We start from the raw sequence: 19734 nt of genomic DNA, 5'->3' as shown, positions 1-19734 counted from the left end.
TCTTCGAAGTGCCCGGCATGTTGGAGTGCTGAAGGAGGTGCCTGATAAGGGCGTAGGGACAGATGCCGGGGCTGATCCCAGACGAGTTGACAGTGAGGCCTTTTGCAATCTCGTTCGTGGCCTGCGGTGTTGAGGCGGGGGGGGGCTGGGTGGAGAGATGGGTGAAGCTCCTGGTAGATGGGTTGTCGACCAAGATCAACCTGTCCGCCCGGAGCTTCACGTGCTTGTCTACTTCCTCGGAGATCTAGGCGTCGGCTGGAGCGGTCAGCGTGTCCTGATCATTGCCCACTCGGCCAATAGGTGAGTCCTTGATTGCCTTCTGGCAGGCGCCCTGATTGAAGACCTGGTCGACGCGCCGTTCCAATGGCAGGAAGGCTGGCACTACACCCTCCCGACTGGGTGGTCAGCCAACATCGCAAGGAAACCTGGCCGACCGTCCCGGTCGCGGAACCTAGGCATTGCGGAGGATTGAGGCACTGCAGCGTCGTTGTGGTTGCCGTTGGCCGCCCGCTTCTTGGCAGTGTCGTGCTTCCGCGGCCCGCGTCAAGGGCACTTCACTCCGCTGCGCTGCGTTCCGCGTCGGCTGCGCCGATGGCCCTCCGGGCCACCCTGGACACGGGCCGCTCCAGCACGGGTTGGAAGCGAGCGGGCGGCCCGGAAAGGCGGGTGGCCTAGGTGGGTTTGCGGTGGGGTCGGCTGTGGGCTGGGCCGGGGTTGGGGGCGCGATTGCGTCTCGCCTGCACGCCGGGGCGGCTTAGCGGCGATCGGTTCGTGGGTGGGGGCGGGTCGTCCCGTAGGTCATCTCATGACGCACTCCCAGACATCCTCGCCTTCGCCCGCCTGGAGGGATCAGCCGCGAGGGGGTGATCACGCCGTGGTGATCACGCCGTGATTTCACCCCCGCCGGTCTGGGCGGGCGAGGGCGTCGACCTCGTCACCGGTCTGTGTCACCACGCTGGCTACCCAGGGCCCAAGACGAGGATGCGCTGACTTGGGCCGCCGGAAGGCTACGGCCGAAGAATCTTGTGCCGCGCGGTGTCGGGTCTACGACCCGTGGCAGTCCCCGTAGGTCTGACCTGAACCGCACCAGCAGACGCCTCCCTGCGGTGGCCACTCCACCGCGCGGCCCCGGGCTGCGAGGGTGGTCGCGTACTGCGGGAGGAGCGTTGGGTCTGCGGGGGAGGCGCCTTCCGATGCCGCGAATGCTTCGTACGACGGGACCGTTCCCGTCACGATTCCCAGGTTCGGGGTGCCTGAGGAGGCGAGTTCGCGGAGGGAGGCCTCTATCGTCGCCAGGTGCTCCTCGTGGGAGGGGTACTCCGTGGCCAGGGTGGGGTAGGCGGCGATCAGTTCCGCCAGCTCGGTCGCCGGCCAGTGCAGTACGGCCACCGGGAAGGGGCGGGACAGGGCCGCCCTGTATGTGCCCAGTTCCGCCTGCAGCCGCGAGATCTCCGCGCGCAGTTCTGCCGGGTCGTCCGAGCCCAGGGACCACACCCGCTTCGGGTCGTGGAGTTCGTCCAGGGAGACCGGTGATGTGTGGACGCTTTCCGCGAGGGCGTCCCACTCGTCGTGGCCGGCGCCCAGCATGCGTCGTACGCGGTGGCGGCCGAAGAGGAGGGGGTGTGTGGCGTACGGGGGCTCCGGTACGTCCGTGAGGAGGAGGCGTACGCCCTCCGTGAACGTCTCCTGCGCCTGCTCCAGCTCGTCGTGTGATTCCAGGGCCTCCGCGACGATGACCCAGGGGGCCGGGTCGCGGGGGGACGCTGTGCGGACTCCCTCGATGATGGCCCTGGCTTCGGCCTCGTGGCCGTACTCCCAGAGGTTCGATGCCTTGAGTGCTCGTACCAGGTACGGGTTTTCCAGCCCGGCGGACGAGGACAGCAGGCGGTCGTAGAGCGTCGTCGCGGCGGGTCGGTCGCCGGACAGTTCCAGATGGGCCGCGGCCTGCAGGAGCAGGGCCTCGGCGTCCTCGGGGTACAGGCCGGCGGTCCGCTCGAGGCGGGCCGCTTCGGCGGCGTGGTCGACGTTTTCGGCAGGCGTGTCGGGGCGCATGGGGGACACCGTAGCGCCGGTCGGTGACGAAGGTGAGCTGTGGGCAGGCCGGCGCCGGGCCCGGGGGTCCGGGCCCGGCACTGCGGGCGATCGGTGACATCGGCTTCGGCTGCGCTTTGGCCGGGGGGCGAGGGCTGGGTGCCCGTGGCCCGTGGCCCGTGGCCGGATGGGCAGGCGCAGGCCTGGCTGCCACTGGCGTCGCGGCAGCGGTCAGTCGTGCTCCTCCCCGTGCTCCGACTTCGCGTGGTGCGGGTGTTCCGGCTTCGTGGGGTGGGAGGGCTTTGTGGGATGCGTCGGGTGGGACGGTTTGGTCGGGTGCTCAGGGTGTGCGGGCTTGGTGGGGTGCTCCGGGTACGCCGGCTTGGTCGGGTGTTCCGGATGGGCCGGCTTGGTGGGGTGGGCCGGGTGTGCGGGCTTGGTGGGGTGCTCCGGGTACGCGGGCTTCGTGGGGTGTTCCGGATGGGCCGGCTTGGTGGGGTGCTCTGGGTAAGCGGGCTTCGCCGGGTGTTCCGGGTACGCAGGCTTCGCCGGGTGCTCCGGGTGGGCGGGCTTTGCGGGGTAGGCTGGCTTGGTGGGGTGCTCTGGGTAAGCGGGCTTCGCCGGGTGTTCCGGGTACGCAGGCTTCGCCGGGTGCTCCGGATGAGCTGGCTTTGCGGGGTAGGCGGGCTTGGTCGGGTGCTCCGGGTAAGCGGGCTTTGCCGGGTGGTCTGGGTGGTCAGGCTTCCTGGGATGTGCCGGCTTGGCGGGGTGCTGCGGGTAGGCGGGCTTTGCCGGGTGAGCTGGGTAAGCGGGCTTTGCTGGGTGATCGGGCTTGCTGGGGTGGGCCGGGTAGGCAGGTTTCGTCGGGTGCTCCGGCTTGGTGGGCTTTGCCGGGTGGTCTGGATAGGCGGGCTTGGAGGGGTGGGCCGGGTAGGCAGGTTTTGCGGGGTGATCTGGATGGGCCGGCTTCGCGGGGTGAGCCGGGTATGCGGGCTTGGCGGGGTGGTCGGGCTTGGCCGGGTATGCGGGCTTGGCCGGGTGGACGGGCTTGGCCGGGTATGCGGGCTTGGCCGGGTGGGCGGGTTTAGCGGGGTGGTCGGGCTTCGCCGGGTACGCGGGCTTAACCGGGTGGTCGGGCTTCGCCGGATACGCGGGCTTAACCGGGTGGGCGGGCTTCGCCGGATGGTCCGGCTTGGCCGGGTGGACCGGCTTGGCCGGGTGGACCGGCTTGGCCGGGTACGCGGGCTTCGCCGGGTGGGGCGGCTGTGGGGTGCTGGTTTGGGCGTTGGCTGGTGCCGCGGTCGCCAGGGTGGCTGCGGCGAGCGCGGCGGCTGTGGCGGCTGATGCCAGGACAGATCGCCATCGTGGCGATGTCGTCATGTGATCCACTCTCCTCGACTTGGTTCAGGGCCTTGTGACGGCTGGTCAGCACCAAGGGCTGGATAGTGGAATTCATAGGGAATCGGGTTATATGACTAACGTGGTGGCAGTCATAAGCCACCGGACGGTGTACCCCGCGCCGCCAGTTGGCCCGAGTCGTGTGGGGGCGCCACGCGGTGGCAGGAGGTCGGCCGTCAGCGGGGAGCGGGGGCACCGTCGCCGGCGATGCAGCCGCTTGATCTTCGATTGCCGGGCGCGGTCCTCCAGCGACGCCGACAGCACGCCGGTGACCTGCGGCCACCCGCGCCCGAGGGTTCCCGGCACGGTCGGCCCGGGCGACGCCCCCGCCCCGCCCCGGCGACATGCCCCTCACAGCCGTCGCCGGCCATGGCCCTCCTCGGTGATCTCGGAGGAGGGCGCCGGCGTCGCTACAAGGTCACCCCGTCCACCTGCAACGTCTGCACCGCGCCCGCCGCGAACGGCACGCTCACCGACTTTCCGCTGAGGCGGGTGTCCGAGTAGGCGCGGTAGCGGTCGCTGCCCGCGGTTGCCGTGTTCCAGCGGGGGACCAGGCCGCCGGAGCCGCCCGACACCGTGGAGAAGCGGGAGAGGTCGAAGGTGAGGGTCTGGGCGGCCGATGACGTGTTCACCGCCACGATCACCAGGCGGCGCGCGGACGCGTCGTACGCCGCTGCCGCGTAGCTCACGCCGGTGTCGATGATCGTCATGCCGGGGCGGATGTGGCGGCTGAACTGGGCCATGACGTAGTACTTCGTCTGGATGGTGGTCGGCTGGAGCGTGTTCGCGTCGTACGCGATCATCGCCCAGCCCGTGCTCGGGTCCATCACCTGCCAGTAGCACCAGGCCGTCGGGTGCAGCCAGCGGAAGTCGTAGCAGAGGTTCGAGGCCATGGTCAGGCCGGTCGCGTCTTTGTCGCCGGTCTCGGAGTTCCACAGCTTCTTGCGGGAGGTCGTGACGACGTCCGTGTAGAGGAGGTCCCGGCGGCCGCCCGAGCCCTGGTAGCCGTGGACGTTGACCTGGCTCACCAAGGCCTTGGTCGACGAGTTGAAGGAGGACCAGGTCGAGCGGGCGGTGTCGTAGTTGGTCTCGTCGGAGGCGGAGATCCTGATGCCCGTCAGGCCGCGCGCGTCGAGTTCGCTTCGCATGTACGGGAGTACGGCCGCCTGGACCGCCGGGTCCATGTGGCAGCCCTCCTGGGTGCCGGTGTCGGTCCACCAGGTGGAGGCGGGCTCGTTGAAGGGGTCGACCGTCGCGAAGTTCACGCCCCAGTTGTTGCGGGCGTACAGGGCTGTGGCCGCCAGGTGCGAGGCGTGCTGCCGGTAGTTCCAGGTCTGGAGGTTGTTGGCGCCGCCCGCTGCTCCCGACGGGTTGTGGTTCTTGCACATCCACCACATGGGGGAGTTGGCGAACAGCTCGCTCACCGCACCCCGCTGCGTCGCCTTCACCAGCATCGCGCGCTGCTTGGCGTCCGCCGTCCAGTCCCAGGCGGAGGACGTGGGGTTCTCGTTGTTCCAGTCCTGCCAGAAGCCCTCGATCTGCTTGAAGGCGGGGATGTTGGGCGACTTCACCATCGACTCGCCGCCGACGCTGTTCCAACTGCACGCGCCGAGGTTGTAGCGGGCGATGTTGAGGCCCAGGCCGGGGAGTGAAGTCCCGTTGTACGTCACCGACTTGGTGGTGAAGAAGAGGTTGGCGAAGTCGTCCCGGGCGCCGAAGACGTTGGCCCACCAGGCGAGCGAGGTGCCCCAGCCCTCCCAAGTGCCGTAGCTGGTACCTGGGTTGACGGCGATGGTGGCGTCCGCGTGGGCGGTGCCGGTCGCCAGGGCGCTGCCGACGAGTGCGCCGCCTGTCGCCGCCAGCAGAGTTCTGCGTCGGATCATGACTTCTCCGCTTCGCTCAACGGCCGGTCGTCGTCGAACCGGCGTCGTGGCTTGTCCCATGCATGCCGACAGGAAGCATCGGGTGTGGCGCGTGAGGTTGTCGAGGGTTCCGACAGCCCTTTCTCAAACCTGTGGAGGAAGTGTTCGGCGTACCGGACGCGCATACGTCTGGAGACCTCGCGCCCCGGCCCTTATCGTGCGGGCGGCCCCGGCGAAGGAGGTCATGGATGATGCGGGTTCTCGTCGTGCAGCACAGCAGCCGGCGGCGGCGTGTCTTGCTGCGGCGCGGAGTGTGGGCGGGCGGCGAGGCCCTCGTCACCGTGGGCGTCGTACTCCTGCTGCTGGTCGTCCATCAGCTGTGGTGGACCAATCGGCAGGCCAAGGTCGGCGCCGAGCGGAAGGTGGAGGCGCTGGAGCGGGAGTGGGGGGCGCCGGAGGGCGGTGGCGCTCCGGACGATTCCGGTACGTCGTCAGCCGGGGCTGAGAAGACCGACGTGCCCCGGCGGCAGCCCGCCGCACGACGTGCGCCGTCCGCCGCCCCGGACTGGTCCCAGGCCTACGCCATCCTCACCATCCCCCGCCTCCACCTCCGCGTCCCCGTCGCCGAGGGCACCAGCAAGCAGAACGTCCTCAACAAGGGATACGTCGGCCACTACTCCGGCACCCAACAGCCGGGCCGGGCCGGGAACTTCGCGCTCGCCGGGCACCGCAACACCCACGGCGAGCCCTTCCGGTACGTCAACCGGCTCGGCCGGGGCGACGAGGTTCAGGTGGAGACGGAGGACGCCGTCTACACGTACGCCGTCGACCGGACCCTCGCGCAGACCTCCGCCCGGGACACCGGCGTCATCCGGCCCGTGCCGAGCAGCACGGTTCGCCCCGGCCACGGCTACACCGACCCCGGCTACTACCTCACCCTCACCACCTGCACTCCCGAGTACACGTCCAAGTACCGGTTGGTGGTGTGGGGGAAGCTGCTGTCGATGCGGCCACGGTGACGCTCCGCTGTCAGTGCCGGGATGGGTCGTCGGTTGGCTGCGGCGCCGTTGTGGCTGGTCGCGCAGTTCCCCGCGCCCCTCACGGGGCGCTCACGGGGCCGCGTGATGCTGGAGATGGAGGAGCAGGGCCGCTGTTAGTTCCGCGGGTGCGTCTTCCTGTACGAGGTGGCCCGCACTCGCGATGGGCTCCAGCCGTGCGCCCGGGATGAGGGTGGTGAGTTCCTGGCCCTTTGCCGGGGGGATCCAGGTGTCGTCCTGGCCCCAGCAGACCAGGGTCGGGATGTCGATCTCGGCGTACCGGTGCTGGACCTCGTCGGTGTGGAGTTGGTCGGCCTGGGCGATCTGCCGGTAGAAGGCCGCCTGGCCGGGGTCGCCGAGCCAGGGCCGGACGAGGCGGTCGAGGGTGGCCGGGTGCAGGCCGGGGCTGCTGGCCGAGTTCACGTACTCGCGCACCAGGGCGCGGTGCAGGGCGGGCGGCAACTGCTCGAAGACCTCGGCGTGTTCGCCGAGCAGCCGGAAGGACGGGGAACCCCAGGGCGCCAGCGCGACCGGGTCGACCAGGGCGAGCGCACGGTAGCGGGCGCCGTGCAGCAGATGGGCCCGCAAGGAGACGGCGCCGCCGAAGTCATGGGCGACCACCAGAGGTTCCGTCAGGCCCCAGTGCGCCAGGAGTTCGGTGAAGACCCGGCCCTGGGCGGCCAGGGAGACGTCCTGTCCGGCGAACATCTCCGACTCCCCGTAACCGGGCATGTCCCATACGAACACCTGGTGCCGGCGGGCGAGTCCGCGGGCGACCGCGCGCCAGACGTAGGAGGAGAAGGGGGTGCCGTGGAGGAGGACGACCGGGTTCTGGCCGGGTGGTCCGAGGCTGTCCCAGCGGACGCTCCCGGAGCTGCTGCGGAAGGTCTGGGGCAACTGCCATTCAGTCAACGGTGTGGTTCCTCTCGGTGGGCGTGGATCCAGACATCCGTTCCCTCGGACCAACGCCGTACGCACGTCCGCACCTTCCCGGCGGCCCCTCACGTCCTCTCCCGAAGCACCCCTCCCGGACGTAGAGGCTGCTGCAGCCGCTCGAGACGGATCCTGTATAACGAACGAGACCAGTAGCGCGAGTAGTGCGAGCACGTGAGCGAGAGGGGGAGCCGCAGTGATCCGCAGCAGTCGGACCGGCCTGCGTCCCGCCCTCGTCCTGCTGCTTCTGCTCGTCCAGGTCGCGTTGCTCGACACGGGCAGCCTCTCCGCCACCGTCGCCCTCGCCGCGACCGCCGCCGCCGGGTCCGCCTTCGCCGCGTGCTCGCTCCTCGTCGCGCGCTGCGCACCCGCCGTGCCGCCCACCCGGGTGCGTACGGCCATCCGCGACCGCGACCTTCGTACGGCGTTCCTGCCGCAACGCGATCCCGACGCCAGGGGGCGCACCCGGCCCCGGGCGCCCGGACAGGCCCTCCCGACGGCCGTCGCGTAGGGCACGCACCCCTTTTCTCTCCAGTTCGTGACCCCGCGCGGGTCGTCATGCCGCCATCCCTGACCGGCACGACGAGACCCCACGGAGGGCTCAGCCATGTCCGTTTTCGCCAACCTGGTCGAGCAGCTGGCGCAGCTGCTCGAACCGCTCTTCCACGCCTCCGCGGCCGCCGCCGCGATCGTCCTGTTCACCGCGTTCGTACGGCTGCTGGTACATCCGCTGTCCCGGGCGGCGGCGCGCGGGCAGAAGGCGCGTACGGAGTTGCAGCCGAAGATCGCCGAGCTGCGGAAGAAGCACGGGAAGAACCCGGAGCGGCTCCAGCGGGCCGTGCTGGACCTGCATGCCGAGGAGAAGGTGTCACCGCTGGCCGGGTGTCTGCCCGGGCTGTTCCAGTTGCCCGCGTTCTTTCTGCTCTACCACCTGTTCTCCAACCCGACGATCGGCGGCGAGGCGAACCAACTGCTGGGCCATGAGCTGCTGTCCGCGCCCCTCGGCCATCGCTGGGCGGACGCCCTCGCTGACGGCGGGGCGTTCGGGGCGGCGGGGCTGGTGTACGTCGGGCTGTTCGGGCTGGTCGCCGCCGTCGCCGTGTTCAACTACCGCCGGACGAAGCGGATGATGGCCGCGGGCGCCCCGGTACCGGTGGCCGACGGTGGACAGGTCCCCGGGATGGGGGCGATGAGAAAGGTCATGCCGTTCATGTCCTTCTTCACGCTGATCACGGTGGCGGTGGTGCCGCTCGCCGCCGCGCTGTATGTGGTGACCAGTACGACGTGGAGTGCGGTGGAGCGGGCAGCGCTGTACCGCTGAGCAGCAGCCGGTCAGCCGGTCAGCCGGTGGTCTTGCGGGCCACTCCGCCGTAGAAGCCGATCTCGGCGGCGCGGGCCGGCGGCGGCGTGTCCGGGCGCCAGAACGGGACCTGGGTCACGCCGGGCTCGACCAGCTCGAAGCCGTCGAAGAGCCGCTCGACCTCGGCGCGGGTGCGCAGGTTCATGGTGGCGGTGGCGTTGTTGTAGACGGCCTGGGCGTCGCGGCGGTCCGCGAGGTTGCCGGTCGCGTGCGAGAGCACCAGGTAGCTGCCGGCCGGGAGCGCGTCGCGCAGGGTGGCGACGATCTGCGCGGGCTTCTCCGCGTCGGTGATGAAGTGGAGGATGGCGACGAGGAGCAGTGCGACCGGCTCGTCGAAGTCGATGATCCGGCGCACATCGGGGTGCTCGATGATCGCCTGCGGGTCGCGCAGGTCCCCGAGCGCGATGCTGGTCGCGCCGGACTGACTGAGCAGCGCGTCGGCGTGCGCCTTCACGATCGGGTCGTTGTCGATGTAGGCCACGCGTACGTCGGACGCCGCCTCGTGGGCGATCTCGTGCACGTTCGGCGAGGTGGGCAGCCCGGTGCCGATGTCGAGGATCTGACGGACACCGGTGTCGACGACATACCGGACGGCGCGCCGCAGGAACGCGCGGTTGGCCTGCACGCTGATCCGCACCTCGGGCGCCTTGGCGGCGAGGGCGTCACCGGCGACCTGGTCCACCTCGTAGTTGTCCTTGCCGCCCAGCAGATAGTCGTAGATCCGCGCGGGGTGCGGCCGGCTGGTGTCGATCTCCTCGGCGCTCATGGCCATAGCTTCGCATATCAACTTCGGTGCGCAGGAGCGTAGTTGGATTTCCGGGGGGTACTCCGGTCCAGTCCGTGAACCGGGTCTTGCGGAGTGGTCGGTGACCTTGGAGGATCGACCAGTCCTCCGATGGCTGCGTGCGGGCCGCACACCGGCCGTGGCCGTCGGCCGGGCGCCCGCGATCGAGGGAGATTGTGAACATGAAGCTGCTGCGAGTCGGTACGGCGGGATCGGAGCGGCCCGCGCTGCTCGACGACCAGGGGATCCTGCGGGACCTCTCCGGCCTCGTCCCGGACATCGACGGGCCACTGCTCGCCGATGACGCCGCGCTCGGCCGGATCCGGTCGGCCGCCGGCGCCGGGGAACTGCCCGAGCTGGACGCGGCCGGGCTGCGGATCGGGCCGCCGCTGGGGCGGATCGGCAAGATCGTGTGCATCGGGCTCAACTATCACGACCACGCCCGCGAGACGGGGGCCGAGCCGCCCCCCGAGCCGGTGATCTTCTTCAAGGCCGCGGACACGGTGGTCGGGCCGCACGACACGGTGCTGGTTCCTCGTCGGTCCGTGAAGACCGACTGGGAGGTCGAGCTGGCGGTCGTCATCGGGCGTACGGCCCGGTATCTGGACTCGACCGAGGAGGCGCTCGCTCATGTCGCCGGGTATGCGGTGTCGCATGACGTGTCCGAGCGGGAGTTCCAGATCGAGCGGGGCGGGACGTGGGACAAGGGGAAGAACTGCGAGACGTTCAATCCGCTGGGGCCGTGGCTGGTGACGGCGGATGAGGTGGCGGATCCGCAGGGGCTTTCCCTGAAGCTGTGGGTCAATGGGGAGTTGAAGCAGGACGGGACTACGGCTGAGCAGATCTTTCCCGTGGGGGAGGTTGTGCGGTACGTCAGTCAGTTCATGACGCTGTATCCCGGGGACGTGATCAATACGGGGACGCCGGCGGGGGTTGCGCTGGGGCAGCCTGAGCCCAAGCCGTATTTGCGTTCTGGGGATGTGGTGGAGCTGGAGATCGAGGGGCTTGGTCGGCAGCGGCAGGAGTTCAAAGACGCCTAAGGGGCGGGGGGACTGTGCTTGTTGGCGGCTGCGGGTTGTGTGTGGCTTGTCGCGCAGTTCCCCGCGCCCCTATAGGGCGTTTGGCTACTGCTTTTCCAAGTAGTGCTCCAGTGCTTCCACTACGAATTTGTGGTCCTGCAACTGCGGCAGTCCGCTCACCGTCACCGAACCGATCACGCCTGCGCCCTCCACTGTGATCGGGAAGGAGCCGCCGTGGGCTGCGTACTCGTCGGGGTTCAGGCGGGAGGAGTCCTCGAAGGAGGTGCCCTTGGCTCGGAAGTGGGCGCCCACCAGGTAGGACGCTGAGCCGTAACGCTCGACCACTCGGCGTTTGCGGTTGATCCAGGCGTCGTTGTCGGGGGTGGAGCCGGGGAGGGCCGCGTGGAAGAGCTGCTGGCCGGCGCGGTGGATGTCGATGGCGACCGGGGCCTGGCGTTCGCGGGCCATCTCGACCAGCAGGGAGCCCAGGGCCCAGGCGTCGTCGTAGGTGAACTGGCGGAAGACCAGGCGGCGTTCCTGGGCCTCCAACTCCTCCAGCGGCGGGGTGAGTTCGGGGTGGAACTTCGGGGTCAGCTCGGGGTTGTGCGTCACAGCGTCACCGTCACTTGGTCGCGGGCGGAACGGCGGGCCGCCTCCAGTACGTCGAGGGCGGCGGCCGCCTCCAGCGCGGTCACCGGGTTGGGACCGCCGTCCAGCAGGGCCTTCGCCACGGCCGCATAGTAGGCGGGGTAGTCGCCGGGGAGGGTCGGCTCGGCGCGGCCTCCTCCGGTCAGCGGGGACTCGCCGGAGCCGACGCGGCCCCACAGGGACTCGGGTTCCGTGCCCCAGCCGGCGGTCGTGGAGGGCCGCTGCCCGTCCTTCAGTGCCGCCTCCTGCGGGTCCAGGCCGTGCTTCACATAGCCCGCCTGCGAGCCCAGCACCCGGAAGCGGGGGCCGAGGTGGGCGGTCGTCGCGGAGACATAGAGATGCGAGCGGACTCCGCCCGCGTGGGTGATGGCGATGAACGTGTCGTCGTCCGTCTCGGCGCCGGGGCGACGGATGTCCGACTCGGCGTACACGGACGTCGCGGGGCCGAAGAGGACCAGCGCCTGGTCGACGACGTGGCTGCCGAGATCGTAGAGGAGACCTCCGATCTCTGCGGGGTCGCCGGACTCCCTCCAGCCGCCCTTGAGCTGCGGGCGCCACCGCTCGAAACGGGACTCGAAGCGCCATACGTCGCCCAGCTCGCCCTCGGCCAGCAGCTTGCGCAGGGTCAGGAAGTCGTTGTCCCAGCGGCGGTTCTGGAAGACGGAGAGCAGCAGTCCGCGCTCGTCCGCCAACGCCGCGAGCTCACGCGCCTCGGCCGCCGTGCCCGCGATCGGCTTGTCGACGACCACGGGAAGGCCCGCCTTGAGCGCCGTGGTGGCGAGCGGGACGTGCGTCTTGTTCGGGGACGCGACGACGATCAGGTCCAGCTCGTCGGCCCGGTCGAACAGCTCGTCCGGGGTGGCGGCGACGCGGACGTCCGGAAACTCGGCGCGGGCCTGCTCCGTGCGCTCGGAGTTCGAGGTGACCACCGTGTCGAGGGTCAGGGCCTCGGTGGCGGCGATCAGCGGGGCGTGGAAGACGGAGCCTGCGAGGCCGTAGCCGACCAGGCCGACGCGGAGAGGGGGAGCACTCATGGCTCCCACTTTCGCAACGCTGTTGCCAAAGTGCAAGCGGTGGGGAGAATGGGTGGGGTGAACGGAACGACGGGTGGCATGCGGGGGGTGGCGGGGCGCGTGCCCGGTGGTGCGAATCTGCTCGCTCTGCGCAGCCACAACACCGCGCTCGTGCTCGATCTGCTGCGTGCGGCCGACGCCGACGGGATCAGCCGGCTCGAACTCGCCGAGCGCACCGGGCTCACCCCGCAGGCCGTCAGCAAGATCACGGCTCGGCTGCGGGATGCGGGGCTCGTGGCCGAGGCGGGGCGGCGCGCGTCCACGGGCGGCAAGCCGCGCACCGTGCTTCGGCTTGTGCCGGAGGCGGGGCATGCGGTGGGGGTGCATCTCGACCGGGATGAGCTGCGGGCGGTCCTCGTCGACCTCAAGGGGAGCGTGGTGGGGGAGCGGTGTACGCCGCTGGACCTGGGGGCGGGGGCCGAGGCCGTGTTGGGGGAGGTGGAGGGGGCGGTTGCCGCTGTGCTGGGGGCGGATGCGGTGCCCGGGCTCACCGGTGTCGGGGTTGCGCTGCCCGGGCCGCTCGATCATGCGCGAGGAGTGCTGCATCGCGTCACCGGGTTTCCGGAGTGGGACGGGTATCCGCTGCGGGCTGCGCTGGAGGGGCGGCTGGGGGTGCCGGTCGTCGTCGACAAGGACACCAACGCCGCCGCGCTCGGGCTCGCCGTCGGCCGTGGCGGCGGGGGCGGGTCCTTCGCGTATCTCCATCTCGGTACGGGGCTCGGGGCCGGACTCGTGATCGGCGGGAACGTGCATCGGGGGGCGCGGACCGGGGCGGGCGAGTTCGGGCACCAGGTCATCCAGCTCGACGGACCGCCCTGCACCTGCGGCAACCGCGGCTGCATCGAGGCACTGTGCCTGGGCGCCGTGGCACGCGGCGAGATCGACGAGGCGGCGCGGGTGCTGGGGGCGGGGGCCGCGAATCTGGTGGGGCTGCTGGACATCGATGTGGTGCTGCTGGGGGGTCGGACGGTGGCTGCGGCGCCGGAGGTGTTCGTGCGGGGGGTGGGTGCGGTGCTGGAGGGGGCGGGGGAGGGAGAGGGGGTGGTGCCGGTGAGGGTTGCGCCGGGTGGGGTGCGTGGGGTTGCGGAGGGGGCGGCGCAGTTGTTGTTGGCGCCGGTGTTCGGGCGGGGGGACGGGTAGGTGTGAGGGGGCTGCTGGTCGTGGGGCGGCTGCGGGTGGTTCGTGGCTGGTCGCGCAGTTCCCCGCGCCCCTTGGGGCGTACGGGGCGCCGTCGATCGAGCAGTTCCCCGTGCCGCTCAGGGCGTATCTGCCGCCGCCGGTCGGGCAGTTCCCCGCGTCCCTGAAGGAGCGCTGTCCGCGCCGCCGATCGAGCAGTTCCCCGTGCCGCTCCAGGGCGCACCCACCGGGCGCCCCTATAGAGCGCACCCTCCGGTGCTGTAGAGCGCACCCTCCGGCGCCGCAGAGCGCGCCCACCGGTGCCGTAGCGCGCACCCACCGCCAATCGGGGGCACCTATTGCCTCGATCGTCGGCATCCCCGGCATGGCTCGCCCCCTCCCCCACCCCCACCCACCACGCTCATGTGCTCATGCGACTGTTCACGCCCGCCTCCCTCTGCCTAGCGGTGGCAGCCGCCCTTCTCCCCGCCGCGGCGCATGCGGACACCGAAGCCGCCTGTACCGCCTCCGACGACGGCGCCTTTCCCCTCACCACCCGCATCCACGGCGGCCCCGCGTCCTATGAGGCCGGCGGTGGCTATGGGACCTGGTCTCTCGATCTCACCAACACCACCGACAGGGCCTGCTCCGGCATCCACCCGGTCGTCGTTCTCGTCGACGAACGGCACACGCTGAAGCCCTCGCAGCCCCGACTCGAGTTCTACGACGGTCCGCGTCCCCGTCCGGTGCGCTTCGAGGCGACCGATGCCGATGAACTGGTGGGGGCCTTCGGGGGCGACCACGACGGCTTTCCCGGTTTCACCGTCGGCCCGGGCGGGACGGTCACCGTGAAGGTGAGGCTGGCGGTGACGTCGGACGCGGTGCCGAACCGGGTGACCGCGAACGCGGCCGTCGTACAGCGCCATGAGGACGACGGCGACTGGGTCGGCCAGTCCAACGACTACCGCTTCGGCATCGACACCGACCCGGAACCCACCCCGCCGCACACCGACGCCTCCGCCCCGGCCCCCGCCCGCCCCCTGCCCTTCGCCGACGAGCTCGCCCGCACCGGTCTCAGCACACCGCCCGGCGCCCTCGCCGCCACCGTCGTCTTCCTGCTCACCACGGGCGGCGCGCTGTTCCTCGTACGGAGGCGCCGCTGAGCGCACCGCGCCGGTCTGCGACGATCCCTGCGTGGATTATCCGAACGACCAGCACCCTGCCGCCCCCGTCCGCTCCGGCATCCCCGAGCACGGCCGCATCCCGAAGTACTACGCGGTGAAGGCGCAGATCTCCGTACTCGTCGACGAACTCGGAGAGGGCGGGCTGCTCCCCACCGAGCGGGATCTCTCCGAGCGGTACGAGGTCGCCCGGGAGACCGTGCGGCAGGCGATCCGTGAGCTGGTGCTGGAAGGGCGGCTGCGGCGGCAGGGGCGCGGCACGGTGGTCGCGGGCCCGAAGCTGGAGCAGCCGCTGTCCCTTGCCAGTTACACCGAAGGCGTACGACGTCAGGGGCGCACCCCCGGCCGGAACCTCGTCACCCTCGACCGCTTCCCCTGTCCCGACGCGCTCGCCGCCGAGACCGGCCTCACCCGCGGCGAACCCGTCTGGCATCTGGAGCGCGTGCTGCTCGCCGACGACGAGCGGGTCGGCCTGGAGAGCACCTACGTCGCCGTCGACAGGGTCCCCCGGCTCGACAGCGACTTCGAGCCCGACTCCTCCTTCTACGCCTACCTCCACCAGCAGGGCATCGCCTTCGGAGGCGCCGACGAACGCATCGAGACCGTGCTCGCCACCCCGCGCGAGGCCCTTCTCATCGGCACTCCGCCCGCCCTTCCCATGCTGCTGATCCACCGTGTCTCACGGGACACCGACGGGCAGCCGCTGGAGCGGGTGCGGACGCTGTTCCGGGGGGACCGGTTCTCGTTCACGACTCATCTGCGCGGCTGAAAAACGCCCTATGCATCCCGTCTTTTACTGTCACGAATAGATAACGGGTCTAGCCCAAACGTGATGGCCAGTTCACGCTCTCGTTGGCAGCCGGACCCTTCCGGTTCCCCGATCCCGAGGAGCGTGGCCGTCGTGAGAGTGATAGTCGTCGGAGCCGGCGTGGTGGGCACCATGCACGCCTGGCAGGCAGTGGAACGCGGCCATGAGGTCGTACAGATCGAGCGCGAGGCGGAGGCTCGCGGTGCCTCGTTGCGTAATTTCGGCCAGATCTGGGTGAGCGGCCGTGCGGGTGGCGAGGAGCTGGAGACCGCGCTGCGGGCGCGGGAGCTGTGGGAGGAGATCGGCGCGCGCGTGCCGGGGCTCGGCTTCCGGGCGAACGGCTCCCTGACCCCCGTCCGCGGCGACCTCGAACTCGCCGTCGCCGAGGCCGCCGTAGCGCGCGAGGACGCTCCCGCCCGCGGCTACAAGCTGCTGACCCCCGACGAGGCGCGCGCCCTGAACCCCGCCCTGCGTGGGCGGTTCAGCGCCGCCCTGTACTGCGAGCGGGACGCGGCCGTCGAACCGCGCACCGCCCAACTCGCCCTGCGCGCCGAGCTGTTGAAGTCACCCCACTACACCTTCAAGCCCGGCCGCGAGATACGCGAGGTCATCGGCGGCAACGCCGTCCGGGACGATCACGGCGACGTGCACTGCGGCGATGTCGTCCTCCTCTGCACCGGCGCCTGGCTCGGCGGCCTGGTCCGTGAGGTGGCCGGGCCCGAGCTGCCCGTGCGCCGCGTCCGCCTGCAGATGATGCAGACCGACCCGCTCGGCGAGCCGCTCACCACCTCGGTCGCCGACGCGGACAGCTTCCGCTACTACCCGGCGTACCGAAGCCCGGCGCTCGACGAACTCAACGCCCGGCAACCGCAGCCGGAGACGGCCGCGGACCACCGTATGCAACTGCTCATGGTCCAGCGCGCCGACGGCGGGCTGACCATCGGCGACACCCACGAGTACGAGCACCCCTTCGCCTTCGACACCCTCGAAGACCCCTACGACCACCTCACCGAGGTCGTCGAGTCCTTCCTCGGCCGCCCGCTGCCGAAGATCCGGCGCCGCTGGGCCGGGGTGTACGCGCAGTGCACCGACCCGGGGCGGGTGGTGCACCGGCAGCAGGTGCGCGACGGGGTGTGGCTGGTCACCGGGCCCGGCGGGCGCGGTATGACCTGCTCGCCCGCGATCGCCGAGACGACCGCCAAGGAGCTGGGATGGTGAGCAACCTCAAGGACATACGGCTTGTCGTGCTCGACATGGCCGGGACGACCGTCGCCGACGGCGGTCTCGTCGAGCAGGCCTTCGCGGCGGCGGCACGGCGCCTCGGCGCGGATCCCGGCTCGATGCTGGACTACGTCCGCGCCACCATGGGCGAGTCCAAGATCTCCGTCTTCCGGCATCTGTTCGGGGAGGAGACAAAGGCCCAGGAGGCCAACAAGGCCTTCGAGGAGGCGTACGCGGAACTCGTCGACGGCGGCCGGGTCGCGGCCCTGCCCGGTGCACGCGAGACCATCGAGCAGCTCACCTCCCAGGGTCGTACGGTCGTGCTGACCACCGGGTTCGCCCGCACCACGCAGGACGCGATCCTGGCCGCGCTCGGCTGGCAGGGCCTGGTGCCGCTGACGCTGTGCCCCGCCGACGCCGGAGGCCGGGGACGGCCGTACCCCGACATGGTCCTCACCGCCTTCCTCCGTACGGCCGCGGCGGACGACGTCCGGCAGATCGCGGTCGTCGGCGACACCTCGTACGACATGCTCAGCGGGGTCCGCGCGGGAGCGGGCCTCGTCGCCGGCGTGCTGACCGGCGCACACGACACGGACGCGCTGCGGGCGGCCGGGGCGACCCATGTCCTCGGCTCCGTCTCGGAGTTGCCGGGAGTGCTGACATGAGCGGCGGCATCCGCTTCGACTCCGTCACGATCGCCTACGACGGCAATGTCGTCCTTGACTCGCTCGACCTCGCCGTCGAGCCGGGTGAGGTGATGGCACTGCTCGGGCCGTCCGGGTCCGGCAAGACCACCGCGCTGCGAGCCGTCGCCGGGTTCGTACGGCCCGTGGCCGGGCGGGTGTACCTGGGCGAGCGCGAGGTGACCGACCTGCCGCCGCACCGGCGGGGGATCGGGATGGTCGTCCAGCAGTACGCGCTGTTCCCGCACATGCGGGTCGAGGACAACGTCGCCTTCGGGCTCAGGGCGCGCAAGGTCGCGAAGTCCGAGATACGGGGGCGGGTGGCCGAGGCGCTGGAGATGACCGGCATGGCGGCCTACGCCCGCCGCTACCCGCGTGAGCTGTCCGGCGGCCAGCAGCAACGCGTCGCCATCGCCCGCGCGTTGGCGATCCGGCCCGGCGTGCTCCTGCTCGACGAGCCGCTCTCCGCCCTCGACGCCCAGCTGCGCTCCGGAATGCTCGCCGAACTCGCCCGGCTGCACCGCGAGTTGCCCGACGTCTCCATCCTGTACGTCACCCACGACCAGGTCGAGGCACTCACCCTCGCCGACCGGATCGCCGTGATGGACAAGGCCCGGCTCCAGTCCTGCGGCACCCCGCAGCAGCTGTACCGCGCCCCCGCGAACGAGTTCACCGCGTCCTTCGTCGGCAACGCCAACCTCCTGCCGGTGACGGTGAGTTCAGGCGGCGTCACCTTCGGGGAAGCGGAACTGAAGGTCGACACGGCGGGCGCGGCACACGGCGCCCGGGCGACCCTGTGCGTACGACCTCACCTCGTCGGCCTGGGCGACGGCCCCAACCGGCTGACCGGCACGGTGGGCGAGATCCAGTGGCGCGGCGCCACCCATCGCCTGCACGTCGACGTCGACGGCCAACAGATCATGGCGGACCTGCGCGAACTCAAGGCTCCGCCGGGGCACGGGGAGACGGTCACGCTGCATTTCGCTGCGGAGGACGCCGTACTGCTGCCCGCAGGGGTGAACTCCGATGGCGAGTAACCCGGCGCTGCAGGCCGTGCCCACCCTCCCCCACTCTCAACTTCGTTCGAGCGGGGGGACCCCCATCGCCCTGCGGAACGACTGCCCACGGCGGTGGCGACACCTCTGGGCCCTGCCCCCCATCGCCCTCCTGGCTCTCGTCTTTCTCTACCCCCTCGTACTCGCGCTGATCATCGCGTTCGTGCCGTTCCCAGGGGCAAGGGCCGTATCGAAGCTCATCGACGTCTTCCTCTCCTTCCCCTCCTTCCTGATCACGCTCGCCCTGCTGTTCATCTACGGCTCGGTAGGCATGGCCAACGGAGTGTGGACGGACGTCACGGGCGCGGCAGAGGGCCCCTTCCAGTTCCTCACCACACCGTGGGGCGTACTCCTCGCGGAGATCACCTACTTCACGCCCTTCGTCGTACGACCCCTGCTCGCGGCCTTCTCCCAGCTGGACACCGCCCAACTGGAGTCGGCCAGTTCGCTGGGCGCCCGCGCGCCGCGGATCATCCGGCGGATCACCCTGCCGGAGGCGCTGCCCGCACTCGCCGCCGGCGGCAGCCTCGTCCTCGTCCTGTGTCTCAACGAGTTCGGCATCGTCCTGTTCACCGGGGCGAAGGGCGTCACGACCCTGCCGATGCTCGTCTACAGCAAGGCGATCCTGGAGTCCGACTACCCGGGCGCCTGCGTGGTCGCCGTGGTCAACGTCCTGATCTCCGTGGGGCTCTACGGCCTCTACCGGGTGGTGAGCCGACGTGCTGGTGCATAGCCGCAAGGCGAAGTGGACCGTATGGGCGGTCTTCTTCCTTCTCTTCCTCCCCCTGTTCGCCCTGCCGCTGCTGGTCGTCCTCGGCGCGTCCTTCGCCACCCACTGGTCGAGCGCGCTGCCGTCGGACTTCACCCTCGCCAACTACCGTGCCGCCACCCGCGGCGAGGCCCGCCAGGCGCTCACCACCAGCCTGCTCACCGCACTTGCCGCGAGCCTGCTGGCACTCGCCGCCGGCACCTGGGCGGCACTCGCGGCGGCGGCGCTGAAGCAGCGGTACCGCAGGATCGTGGACGCCCTGTTCGTGCTGCCGGTCGCCGTGCCCTCGGTGGTCGTCGGCCTCGCGATCCTGGTGGCCTTCTCCCAGCCGCCGTTCCTGCTCAACGGCACCCGCCAGATCGTGATCCTCGCCCACACCGTCCTGGTCACCGCGTTCGCCTACCAGTCGGTGTCCGCCGCCCTCACCCGACTCGACCCGGCGTACGAGCAGGCCGCCGCCTCGCTCGGCGCCCGGCCCGCCTACGTCCTGTGGCGGGTCAAGCTGCCCCTGCTGCTGCCCTCGCTCACCGCCGCCGCCGGCCTCTGTTTCGCCCTGTCCATGGGCGAGTTGAGCGCCACGATGATGCTCTACCCGCCCGACTGGACCCCGCTTCCGGTCCTGATCTACGCGGCCACCGACCGCGGCGCCCTGTTCGTCGGCTCCGCCGTCGCGGTGGTCCTGATGGCGACGACGCTGCTCGTCCTGCTCGCCGTGTCCCGCGTCCGCACCAGAGCCTCGTACCGATAGATCCGTAT

18 protein-coding genes are annotated in these 19734 nt (G+C 70.7%); 12 read left to right on the top strand and 6 right to left on the bottom strand.

From position 1 onward, the window contains the following. Positions 1 to 1044 precede the first annotated feature (1044 nt). Positions 1045 to 2052, bottom strand: coding sequence for an SEC-C domain-containing protein (locus QQY66_RS17785; RefSeq protein ID WP_301981343.1), 1008 nt, complete (start codon positions 2050 to 2052; stop codon positions 1045 to 1047). A gap of 1787 nt (positions 2053 to 3839) precedes the next feature. Then, positions 3840 to 5312: a beta-1,6-galactanase gene (locus tag QQY66_RS17780; RefSeq protein ID WP_301981342.1), complete on the bottom strand. Its 1473-nt coding sequence runs from the start codon at positions 5310 to 5312 to the stop codon at positions 3840 to 3842. A gap of 230 nt (positions 5313 to 5542) precedes the next feature. Here QQY66_RS17780 and QQY66_RS17775 point away from each other — a divergent pair, with 230 nt between their 5' ends. Beyond that, positions 5543 to 6310 (top strand): class E sortase, encoded by a 768-nt coding sequence (locus QQY66_RS17775; protein ID WP_301987368.1) that lies wholly within the window; start codon positions 5543 to 5545, stop codon positions 6308 to 6310. A gap of 90 nt (positions 6311 to 6400) precedes the next feature. Here the strand turns inward: QQY66_RS17775 and QQY66_RS17770 are convergent, their stop codons facing one another. Then, positions 6401 to 7240 carry an alpha/beta fold hydrolase gene (locus QQY66_RS17770; protein ID WP_301981341.1) on the bottom strand — a complete coding sequence of 280 codons (840 nt, stop codon included), beginning with the start codon at positions 7238 to 7240 and terminating at the stop codon, positions 6401 to 6403. Positions 7241 to 7457: 217 nt separating this feature from the next. On the opposite strand from QQY66_RS17770, the gene QQY66_RS17765 reads away from it, so the two are divergent. Further along, positions 7458 to 7772, top strand: a complete 315-nt coding sequence (locus QQY66_RS17765) for a DUF6412 domain-containing protein (protein WP_301981340.1) — start codon at positions 7458 to 7460, stop codon at positions 7770 to 7772. Between the two features lie 96 nt (positions 7773 to 7868). Further along, positions 7869 to 8582 (top strand): YidC/Oxa1 family membrane protein insertase, encoded by a 714-nt coding sequence (locus QQY66_RS17760; RefSeq protein WP_301981339.1) that lies wholly within the window; start codon positions 7869 to 7871, stop codon positions 8580 to 8582. 19 nt (positions 8583 to 8601) lie between these two features. On the opposite strand, the gene QQY66_RS17755 is transcribed toward QQY66_RS17760, so the two are convergent. Continuing rightward, positions 8602 to 9387: an SAM-dependent methyltransferase gene (locus tag QQY66_RS17755; protein ID WP_301981338.1), complete on the bottom strand. Its 786-nt coding sequence runs from the start codon at positions 9385 to 9387 to the stop codon at positions 8602 to 8604. A gap of 200 nt (positions 9388 to 9587) precedes the next feature. On the opposite strand from QQY66_RS17755, the gene QQY66_RS17750 reads away from it, so the two are divergent. Then, positions 9588 to 10445 carry a fumarylacetoacetate hydrolase family protein gene (locus QQY66_RS17750; protein ID WP_301981337.1) on the top strand — a complete coding sequence of 286 codons (858 nt, stop codon included), beginning with the start codon at positions 9588 to 9590 and terminating at the stop codon, positions 10443 to 10445. Positions 10446 to 10529: 84 nt separating this feature from the next. Here QQY66_RS17750 and QQY66_RS17745 read toward each other — a convergent pair whose 3' ends face one another. Together QQY66_RS17745 and QQY66_RS17740 are read right to left on the bottom strand one after the other, a co-directional pair. After that, positions 10530 to 11036: a heme-degrading domain-containing protein gene (locus QQY66_RS17745; RefSeq protein ID WP_301981336.1), complete on the bottom strand. Its 507-nt coding sequence runs from the start codon at positions 11034 to 11036 to the stop codon at positions 10530 to 10532. Further along, positions 11033 to 12106, bottom strand: coding sequence for a Gfo/Idh/MocA family oxidoreductase (locus tag QQY66_RS17740; RefSeq protein ID WP_301981335.1), 1074 nt, complete (start codon positions 12104 to 12106; stop codon positions 11033 to 11035). The genes QQY66_RS17745 and QQY66_RS17740 overlap by 4 nt, the downstream gene beginning before the upstream one ends. A gap of 48 nt (positions 12107 to 12154) precedes the next feature. On the opposite strand from QQY66_RS17740, the gene QQY66_RS17735 reads away from it, so the two are divergent. From QQY66_RS17735 to QQY66_RS17700, 8 genes are all read left to right on the top strand, one after another. Next, positions 12155 to 13285, top strand: a complete 1131-nt coding sequence (locus QQY66_RS17735; RefSeq protein WP_301981334.1) for an ROK family transcriptional regulator — start codon at positions 12155 to 12157, stop codon at positions 13283 to 13285. Between the two features lie 401 nt (positions 13286 to 13686). Then, positions 13687 to 14424, top strand: a complete 738-nt coding sequence (locus tag QQY66_RS17730; protein ID WP_301981333.1) for a hypothetical protein — start codon at positions 13687 to 13689, stop codon at positions 14422 to 14424. Between the two features lie 31 nt (positions 14425 to 14455). Then, positions 14456 to 15211, top strand: coding sequence for a GntR family transcriptional regulator (locus QQY66_RS17725; RefSeq protein WP_301981332.1), 756 nt, complete (start codon positions 14456 to 14458; stop codon positions 15209 to 15211). 132 nt (positions 15212 to 15343) lie between these two features. Then, the gene (locus QQY66_RS17720) at positions 15344 to 16468 is read left to right on the top strand and encodes a TIGR03364 family FAD-dependent oxidoreductase (RefSeq protein ID WP_301981331.1); all 1125 of its coding nucleotides are present in this window, start codon (positions 15344 to 15346) and stop codon (positions 16466 to 16468) included. Further along, positions 16462 to 17136 carry a phosphonatase-like hydrolase gene (locus QQY66_RS17715; RefSeq protein ID WP_301981330.1) on the top strand — a complete coding sequence of 225 codons (675 nt, stop codon included), beginning with the start codon at positions 16462 to 16464 and terminating at the stop codon, positions 17134 to 17136. Before QQY66_RS17720 ends, QQY66_RS17715 begins: the two co-directional genes overlap by 7 nt. After that, a complete protein-coding gene (locus QQY66_RS17710) occupies positions 17133 to 18191 on the top strand; it encodes an ABC transporter ATP-binding protein (protein WP_301981329.1) in 1059 nt (352 codons plus the stop codon). Before QQY66_RS17715 ends, QQY66_RS17710 begins: the two co-directional genes overlap by 4 nt. Next, a complete protein-coding gene (locus QQY66_RS17705; RefSeq protein WP_301981328.1) occupies positions 18181 to 18942 on the top strand; it encodes a 2-aminoethylphosphonate ABC transporter permease subunit in 762 nt (253 codons plus the stop codon). The genes QQY66_RS17710 and QQY66_RS17705 overlap by 11 nt, the downstream gene beginning before the upstream one ends. Then, a complete protein-coding gene (locus QQY66_RS17700) occupies positions 18929 to 19726 on the top strand; it encodes an ABC transporter permease (RefSeq protein WP_301981327.1) in 798 nt (265 codons plus the stop codon). The genes QQY66_RS17705 and QQY66_RS17700 overlap by 14 nt, the downstream gene beginning before the upstream one ends. Positions 19727 to 19734 lie beyond the last annotated feature (8 nt).

Source organism: Streptomyces sp. DG2A-72, from assembly GCF_030499575.1.
Taxonomy (GTDB): Bacteria; Actinomycetota; Actinomycetes; order Streptomycetales; family Streptomycetaceae; genus Streptomyces.
Note: the sequence above shows the minus strand (reverse complement) of the source record. Positions and strands in the feature narration are given on the sequence as shown.

Bases quoted from the DNA above. Each gene is read 5' to 3' on its own strand.
- QQY66_RS17785 (WP_301981343.1), bottom strand. From the start codon at position 2,052: ATGCGCCCCGACACGCCTGCCGAAAACGTCGACCACGCCGCCGAAGCG.
- QQY66_RS17780 (WP_301981342.1), bottom strand. From the start codon at position 5,312: ATGATCCGACGCAGAACTCTGCTGGCGGCGACAGGCGGCGCACTCGTC.
- QQY66_RS17775 (WP_301987368.1), top strand. From the start codon at position 5,543: ATGCGGGTTCTCGTCGTGCAGCACAGCAGCCGGCGGCGGCGTGTCTTG.
- QQY66_RS17760 (WP_301981339.1), top strand. From the start codon at position 7,869: ATGTCCGTTTTCGCCAACCTGGTCGAGCAGCTGGCGCAGCTGCTCGAA.
- QQY66_RS17755 (WP_301981338.1), bottom strand. From the start codon at position 9,387: ATGAGCGCCGAGGAGATCGACACCAGCCGGCCGCACCCCGCGCGGATC.
- QQY66_RS17750 (WP_301981337.1), top strand. From the start codon at position 9,588: ATGAAGCTGCTGCGAGTCGGTACGGCGGGATCGGAGCGGCCCGCGCTG.
- QQY66_RS17740 (WP_301981335.1), bottom strand. From the start codon at position 12,106: ATGAGTGCTCCCCCTCTCCGCGTCGGCCTGGTCGGCTACGGCCTCGCA.
- QQY66_RS17735 (WP_301981334.1), top strand. From the start codon at position 12,155: ATGGGTGGGGTGAACGGAACGACGGGTGGCATGCGGGGGGTGGCGGGG.
- QQY66_RS17715 (WP_301981330.1), top strand. From the start codon at position 16,462: ATGGTGAGCAACCTCAAGGACATACGGCTTGTCGTGCTCGACATGGCC.
- QQY66_RS17710 (WP_301981329.1), top strand. From the start codon at position 17,133: ATGAGCGGCGGCATCCGCTTCGACTCCGTCACGATCGCCTACGACGGC.
- QQY66_RS17705 (WP_301981328.1), top strand. From the start codon at position 18,181: ATGGCGAGTAACCCGGCGCTGCAGGCCGTGCCCACCCTCCCCCACTCT.